Raw genomic sequence first — 7,219 nt, 5'->3', positions numbered from 1 at the left:
CGGCGTCACCGCCCGTCAGGAGAAGGGTGAGGGCGAGGGCGTCGAGGTCGTCGACGTCGCCCAGCTGATGCTCGATGCCATCGAGCGCGTAGAGCCCGCCACGCTGACCGAGAACCTGACCGTCGTCCAGGAGCCCAAGGCCGAGCCCGAACCCGAGGCAGAGCCCGAACCCGTCGTCGTGGCCACCGAAACCACGGCGCCCGCGGCCAAGGCCGCCCCGGCCGGTGGTGGCCTGGCCATGAAGGGCCCCGCCAAGGCACCCGGCGGTCTGGGTATGAAGGGTGCAGCCAAGGCACCCGGCGCGAAGGCGGAAACAGCTCCCGCCGCGGAAGCCGCCGCGCCCGCCAAGGGCCTGGCCATGAAAGGTCCGGCCAAGGCACCCGGCAAGGGTCTCGGCATGAAGGGCGCCGCCAAGGCACCCGGCGCCAAGGCGGAAGCGGCTCCGACTGCGGAAGCTGCCGCTCCTGCCGCGCCCGCCAAGGGTCTAGCCATGAAGGGTCCGGCTAAGGCACCGGGCAAGGGTCTCGGTATGAAGGGCGCCGCCAAGGCGCCGGGTGCGAAGGCCGCGGCGGCTCCGGCCGCCGAAGCCGCGCCCGCCGACGCCACTCCCGCCGCGGAACCGCCCGCCGCCCCGCCCGTCAAGGGTCTGGGCATGAAGGGTGCGGCCAAGGCGCCCGGCGGCAAGGGTCTGGCGATGAAGGGTGCCGCAAAGGCGCCCGGCGCCAAGGCCGATGCTCCGGCTCCCGCCGCCGCGCCCGCGGAAACCCCTGCCGCGGAACCGGCTTCGGCTCCCACCGAGACCAAGCCGACCGTCCCGGCCAAGGGACTCGCCATGAAGTCCGGCTTCAAGCGCCCCGGCCCCAAGGCCCCCGGCGCCGCCGCGACCCCGGCCCCCGCCGAATCGGCTCCGGCCGAACCGGCCCCCGCCGCGGAAGCCCCGGCCGAAACCGCCCCGCAGCCCGAACCGGCGCAGCCCACCAACGGCACCTCCGGCAACGGCTCCGTCGCGGCACCTCCGGCTGCCAAGCCGGGCGGCCTCGGCTTCAAGTCGGGCGCCAAGGCACCTGGCCGCAAGAACTGACGCGGCTCCCAACTGAATACGAAGCTCGGCCCGGGTTCGATCCGAACCCGGGCCGAGTGCTATTCATGGCGAGTCTTTCGTGAGGAGGCCACGTCGATGATGTCCGAAGCCTTGATGCAGCGCACCTATCTGCCCGAGCCGACCGGGGAACTCACCCCCGTCGTGAGCTTCCTCGCGGCCCACGAGTCGCGCCGCGGTGATCGCATCCGGCCTCGATACCTGTTGGTCGGCGAAGACGAGCACGAACCGGTAGCGGTTCCGGAGTCGGTGCATCGTGTCTTGGCCCAGGTCGTCGCGGCGCTGTGCGAGGGCAAAGCGGTCACCGTTGCTCCGCAGAGCATGACACTCACCACCGAGCAAGCCGCCGACCTGCTCGGCGTCAGCAGGCCGACGGTCGTCCGTTTGATCGGGGCGAACGAAATCCCTTCGGAGCGAATAGGATCCCGACGCCGCGTCCTGCTGACCGATGTCCTCGCCTACCGCGACGAGCGCAGGAAACGGCAGTACGAAGCGCTCGCCGCGAGCTCGATCGAGCTCGACGAGGACGATGCGGACGCCGTGCGCGATCGGCTATGCGAGGTCCGCAAGGAGGTCGCGAGAAGACGGCGCGGCTGATGTTCGGCGCGGCGCTCGACACCCGCGTCCTCTGGCCGAGCCTGCAGCGCGACTTCCTCCTCTCGCCGGCGGTCGATAATACGGTTCCGCTGCAGTCCTACTCGGTTTCCTTGGGATGCCCGGGAAGACAGCGCTCCAGCAGCACGCGGCCCGCGGTTCTGCTGCCCTTCGGTGCGTGCTCGACGAAGTACCAGAGCCGTCCGCCGTCGCAGTTTGAACGGCCTCGGAACATCGCGTCCCCTGCTCACTCGTCATCCTTGGGGTTCGGCACCGGGACGGGTTCGTCGAGGTAGTCGAGGTCGGAGGCGTCGACGCGGATGCGGGGGTCCGCGTAGGCCGCCGCGGTGTCGCGCCATGCGGCGAGCGTCGCGGTGAGTCCGGAGAGACGGCCGACCGACAGACCGCCGCGGGCATTGTTGAGGAAGTCCGCGACGAATTCCGGTCGCCGGTCCTCCGGCAGCAGTTCGATCCAGGGAAACGCGATGGTGAGCCGGTCGACGAGCCGCTCGAGCAGCTCGTCGTCCAGTGCCAGGGCGAGGAGTTGGGTCAGAGCACCGAGGGTCTCTTGGGTCGCCGCGGCCTCGGCCGCGTCCGACAGCCGTACGGGCGGCGCGGAGCGACGAACGAGGGTCACATCCCCGTTCTCCTCCATCGCCTCGATGACCCGATTCGGGTCACGTAGGAACTCCGACCATGTAGCTGTAGCACCCATACAACCAGTATGTCAGAACTAGTTCTGATGTCACCCGAATTGCGCAGGCTACGGCCTGGTCAAACGCGCGTAGCGGGCGCGGTGGTGGTCGGTGGTGCCGAATTCGCGTTCCAGGGCGGTGAGGCGTTTGAAGTAGTGGCCGATGGCGAGTTCTTCGGTCATGCCCATGGCGCCGTGCAGTTGGACGGCGTTCTGGCCGATGAAGCGGGCGGCGCGGCCGACGGTGACCTTGGCGGCGGAGAGGGCGCGGGCGCGGTCGGCGGGGGCGGCGGAGAGGGCGTTGGCGGCGAGGTGGGATGCCGCGATGGCCTGCTCCAGTTCCATGTACATGTCGACCATGCGGTGCTGCAGCGCTTGGAAACTGCCGATCGGCACGCCGAATTGCTGGCGCTGCTTGGCGTATTCGACGGTGTCGGCCAGCACCTTGCGCAGGCAGCCGACGGCTTCGGCGCAGATGGCGGCGATCGCCGCGTCCACGGTGGGTTCGACGGCGTCCCAGGCCGCGCCCTCGGCGCCGAGCAGCGCGTCGGCGGGGAGCCGGAATCCGGTGAAGGCGAGATCGGATCCGACGCGGTCATCGATGGTGCGGTAGGAGTGCACCTCGACGCCCGCGGGCGGGTTCGCCGCGTCGAATTCGGTGAGGAACAGGGAGATTCCGGCTCGATCGCGCCGCTCGTCCGAGGTGCGGGCGGTGACGAGCAGGTGGGTCGCGAGGGGCGCGCTGGTCACCACGCACTTGGCGCCGTCGAGCACCCACGAATCGCCATCTCGCCGCGCCATTGTGGTGACGTCGTGCAGCGTGGGCCCGGACGTGGGTTCCAGCGCCGCGAACGCGGTGCGAACGTCGCCCGAAACAATCCCGCGCAGCACCTCGTCGGCGCGTTCACCGCCCGACCGTTCCAGCAGACCGGCCCCGACGACGACCGTGTCGATGAACGGCTCGACTACCAGCGCCCGCCCCAATTCCTCGGCGATGACCATCAATTCGACAGCGCCGCCGCCCATTCCGTCGACCCGCTCGGGCAGCGTCGCCCCGAGAATCCCGAGCTCCTCGGCGAATCCGCGCCAGACGGCGGGCTGCCAGCCCTGCGCCGATTTGGCGGCGGCCCGGCTTTTCTCCAGGTCGTATCGGGCGCCGAGGAATCCGGCGACCGCGTCGCGCAGCAGCTGCTGCTCCTCGGTGAGTGTGAAGTCCATCAGAGCCCCAATGCTGCCTTGGCGAGGATGTTTCGCTGAATTTCGTTGCTGCCCGCGTAGATCGATCCGGCGCGGTCGTTGAAGTAGCGCAACGGCGCGACGGCCTGCCAGTCGGCACCGCTGCGGTAATCGTCTGCGGGCGCGGTGAATTCGGCGATCGGTCCGCCCGGTGCGGTGGCGTGCGGCTGGTAGACGCGCCCAACCGGCCCCGCCGCGTCCAGCGCCAGTTCGGTGAGCTGTTGACTGAGCTCGGTCGCCAGGATCTTCAGCATCGAGGAGGCGGGTCCGGGGTCCTTGCCCTGCGCCATCGCCGAAATCGTCCGATATTCCAGCACTTCCAGCACCTCGGTGCGAATTCGCGCGTCCGCCAATCGCAGGGCGAAGGCGGGATCGTCGATCAGCGGGTTGCCGTCCGGACCGGGCTGGCGCGCCGCCGCCTCCGCCAGCTCCTGACCCATGACCTGCAACATCGGCGCCGCCGCGCCGCCGCGTTCGTGCACGAGCAGATATTTCGCGACGGTCCAGCCGTCGTCGACGCGCCCGAGCACATTGCTCTTGGGCACCCGCACGTTGTCGAAGAACACCTGGTTCTGGACCTGCTCGCCGGAAGTCATCACCAGCGGCCGGATCTCGATGCCCGGGGTGGCCATATCGATGAGCAGGAAGGTGATGCCCTGCTGCTTCTTACCCGTGCGCGAGGTCCGCACCAGGCAGAAGATCCAGTTCGCCTCGGTGGCGTGGGTGGTCCAGATCTTGCTTCCCGTGCAGACGAAATCGTCGCCGTCGTCGACGGCCGCCATGCTGAGCGCGGCGAGGTCCGAGCCCGCCTCCGGTTCCGAATAGCCCTGGCAGAAGAAGATTTCGCCGGTCAGGATGCGCGGCAGATAGTAGGCCTTCTGCTCCGGTGTGCCGAACGCGATGATCGCGGGCGCGACCATCTTGATCCCCATCGGCGACAGCGTCGGCGCGCCCGCGAGCGTCGATTCCCTGCTGAAGATGTAATGCTGGGTCAGGCTCCAGTCGCACCCGCCGTGCTCCACCGGCCAGTGCGGCGCCGCCCACCCGCGCTCGTGCAGAATCCGCTGCCACTCCGTGCTGGCCTCGTGATCCGGATAGACGCTCGTCGCCAGCCGCCCCGCCCGCCGCAACTCCGGCGTCAGCTTCGCGTCCAGAAAACCCCGCACCTCGTCCCGAAAGGCCAGATCGGCCGCTGACCAGTCGTAATCCATCTGCCCTCCCGGGGGTATGCCACGGTGCACCACTATTGGCCACCAGCCAACACGCCCCCAATGTAAGCCCGCCGCGGCCCGAAATCAAACTGAAGCCACCCGCCCGCAGTTGCTGCCGGAAGAGGCCCGGACGCTGGGTAGCCAACTTCGCACTCTGCGGCTCGGCGGCAGAAAGCGGTAGGCGATGAGCCAGGCAATAGACAGTCGCAACACTCCCCATTCAACTGCAGTTATTTACACATATGGTCTCTCGAGAGAACATATGCGCGCGCCGAATTCTGGCCGACACTCGCCGTCTGCTGGAGACAGGATCAGCAGTCCTCGAAGAACGCCCTCGTATACCCCGCCGACTGGTAGACGTAGTCGTAAACCCAGCGGGCGATCGAGAGATCGGGTTGGGGGTCGATGAAGAGAAGTTCTCCGTCCCAGCACTTTTCGAGGATGTAGCGGGCGCGGGAGATGTGTGGGGTGAAGGTGACGACGATGACGCGGCGCCATCCTTCGGCGCGCGCTCGGCGGGCCAGCTCGCGTCCCTCGCCGCGGGTGGTGCGCGGGGACGGGTCGAAGCAGACGACGTCGAAACGGTAACCGCCGTGACAGATCCGGTTCATCGTCGCGCTGTACTCGTAGGGGTCGGAGAAGAGCACCCGCGGCGCGTAACCCGCCGCGGCCAGGCGCAGGCCGAGCTGCTCGCGACCGTCGTGCGCGCCGCCGAGGACCAGGATCGCGTCGGCCGCCGCGGGCGGGTCGGTGCGGGGGCGGACGTAGACCGGCCACAGCGCGACCGCCGCGAGAGCGAGCACCGCGACGAGGCCGATCACGGCACGGGTCACCGAACGTCGTCGCACGGCTTCGATGGTAGCGGCACCGCATCACCCCAGCTCACCGCCGCGGAGCGGGGGCTGTTTCCACCTGTACACCTGCTGTTGCCGTGACCCTTGCCTCGCTGACGTGGCGCGGCCATCGTCGGGGCTTACCAATCGATCATGCGATGCACAGTCTTCGGAACCGGGTACCTGGGGGCCACGCACGCCGCGTGCATGGCCGAACTCGGGCACGACGTGATCGGGGTGGACGTCGATCCGGGCAAGGTGGCGAAGCTGTCCGACGGCGTGGTGCCGTTCTACGAGCCCGGCCTCGAGGCGGTGCTGCGCCGGAATCTGGATGCGGGCAGGCTGCGGTTCACCACCTCCTATCCGGAGGCCGCCGCGCACGCCGAGGTGCACTTCCTCGGCGTCGGCACGCCCCAGAAGAAGGGCGAGTACGCCGCGGACCTGAAATACGTACACGCCGTGGTGGATACGCTCGCTCCGATGCTGGAGCGCCCTTCGGTGCTCATCGGCAAGTCGACGGTTCCGGTGGGCACGGCCGCCGCGCTCGGCGCGCGGGCGCGGAAACTGGCGGGCGCCGAGGTCGAGGTGGCGTGGAATCCGGAGTTCCTGCGCGAGGGTTTCGCCGTGCAGGACACGCTGCGCCCCGACCGTCTGGTACTCGGTGTGGATCGCGGGCGCGAGAATGCGGACTGGGTCGAGGACCTGGTCCGCGAGATCTACGCCGATCTCATCGCGGCCGAGGTCCCCTTCCTGCTGACCGATTTGGCCACTGCGGAATTGGTGAAGGTCTCCGCCAATGCCTTTCTCGCGACGAAGATCTCGTTCATCAACGCGGTCTCGGAGGTGTGCGAGGCGACCGGCGCCGACGTCACCGTGCTCGCCGACGCGCTCGGCTACGACGCGCGCATCGGCCGCCGATTCCTCAACGCGGGCTTGGGTTTCGGCGGCGGCTGTCTGCCCAAGGACATCCGCGCCTTCATGGCGCGCTCCGGTGAGCTGGGCGCCGATCACGCCGTCGCATTCCTGCGCGAGGTCGACAACATCAATATGCGCCGCCGCACCAAGGTGGTCGACATGGCGGCCAAGGCGTGCGGCGGCTCGCTGCTCGGCGCCAATGTCGCGGTGCTCGGCGCGGCCTTCAAACCGGAATCCGACGATGTGCGTGATTCGCCTGCGCTGAACGTCGCGGGCATGATCCAGCTGCATGGCGCGGTGGTGACCGTGTACGACCCGAAGGCCCTGGAGAATTCGCGCCGGGTCTTCCCCACCCTCAACTACGCGACCTCGGTGGCCGAGGCGTGCGACCGCGCCGACGTGGTGCTCGTTCTCACCGAGTGGGACGAGTTCACGGCGCTGCGTCCCGAAGATCTGGATCGGGTGGTGCGCGGCAGGTCGATCATCGACGGCCGCAACTGTCTCAATCGTGCCACCTGGAGAGCGGCGGGATGGGTATACGCCGGACTCGGCACACCGTAGAGTTGCCTGTCGAGGCCGAGCTGGAACACCTCCCGCCTGCCTCGTGTACGACTGAGCGCCGCCGGTAGGGTCCCGG

At 68.9% G+C, this 7,219-nt stretch carries 6 protein-coding genes and 1 pseudogene; 3 read left to right on the top strand and 4 right to left on the bottom strand.

What is annotated here, in order from left to right; all coding sequences use genetic code 11:
* Positions 1-1,081, top strand: a pseudogene (locus NL1_RS38115) (Fe-S oxidoreductase); the annotation flags it as partial.
* Positions 1,082-1,177: 96 nt separating this feature from the next.
* Positions 1,178-1,696 carry a helix-turn-helix domain-containing protein gene (locus NL1_RS08490; protein ID WP_067836115.1) on the top strand — a complete coding sequence of 173 codons (519 nt, stop codon included), beginning with the start codon at positions 1,178-1,180 and terminating at the stop codon, positions 1,694-1,696.
* A 244-nt stretch (positions 1,697-1,940) separates the two neighbouring features.
* Here the strand turns inward: NL1_RS08490 and NL1_RS08485 are convergent, their stop codons facing one another.
* The 4 genes from NL1_RS08485 to NL1_RS08470 all read right to left on the bottom strand — a co-directional run bounded on the left by NL1_RS08485 (position 1,941) and on the right by NL1_RS08470 (position 5,682).
* Complete coding sequence (locus tag NL1_RS08485) at positions 1,941-2,408, bottom strand: hypothetical protein (RefSeq protein WP_067836113.1); 468 nt, start codon at positions 2,406-2,408, stop codon at positions 1,941-1,943.
* Positions 2,409-2,456: 48 nt separating this feature from the next.
* A complete protein-coding gene (locus NL1_RS08480) occupies positions 2,457-3,605 on the bottom strand; it encodes an acyl-CoA dehydrogenase family protein (protein ID WP_067836111.1) in 1,149 nt (382 codons plus the stop codon).
* Positions 3,605-4,834, bottom strand: a complete 1,230-nt coding sequence (locus NL1_RS08475) for an acyl-CoA dehydrogenase family protein (RefSeq protein WP_067836109.1) — start codon at positions 4,832-4,834, stop codon at positions 3,605-3,607. The genes NL1_RS08480 and NL1_RS08475 overlap by 1 nt, the downstream gene beginning before the upstream one ends.
* Before the next feature lie 311 nt (positions 4,835-5,145).
* Positions 5,146-5,682 (bottom strand): YdcF family protein, encoded by a 537-nt coding sequence (locus tag NL1_RS08470; protein ID WP_067836107.1) that lies wholly within the window; start codon positions 5,680-5,682, stop codon positions 5,146-5,148.
* Between the two features lie 138 nt (positions 5,683-5,820).
* On the opposite strand from NL1_RS08470, the gene NL1_RS08465 reads away from it, so the two are divergent.
* Entirely contained in the window at positions 5,821-7,143 is a 1,323-nt protein-coding gene (locus NL1_RS08465; protein WP_067836105.1) for a UDP-glucose dehydrogenase family protein, read from the top strand.
* The last annotated feature ends 76 nt before the right edge of the window (positions 7,144-7,219 follow it).

The sequence above is a fragment of the Nocardia lijiangensis NBRC 108240 genome (assembly GCF_001613045.1).
GTDB classification, from domain to species: Bacteria; Actinomycetota; Actinomycetes; order Mycobacteriales; family Mycobacteriaceae; genus Nocardia; species Nocardia lijiangensis.
Note: the sequence above shows the minus strand (reverse complement) of the source record. Positions and strands in the feature narration are given on the sequence as shown.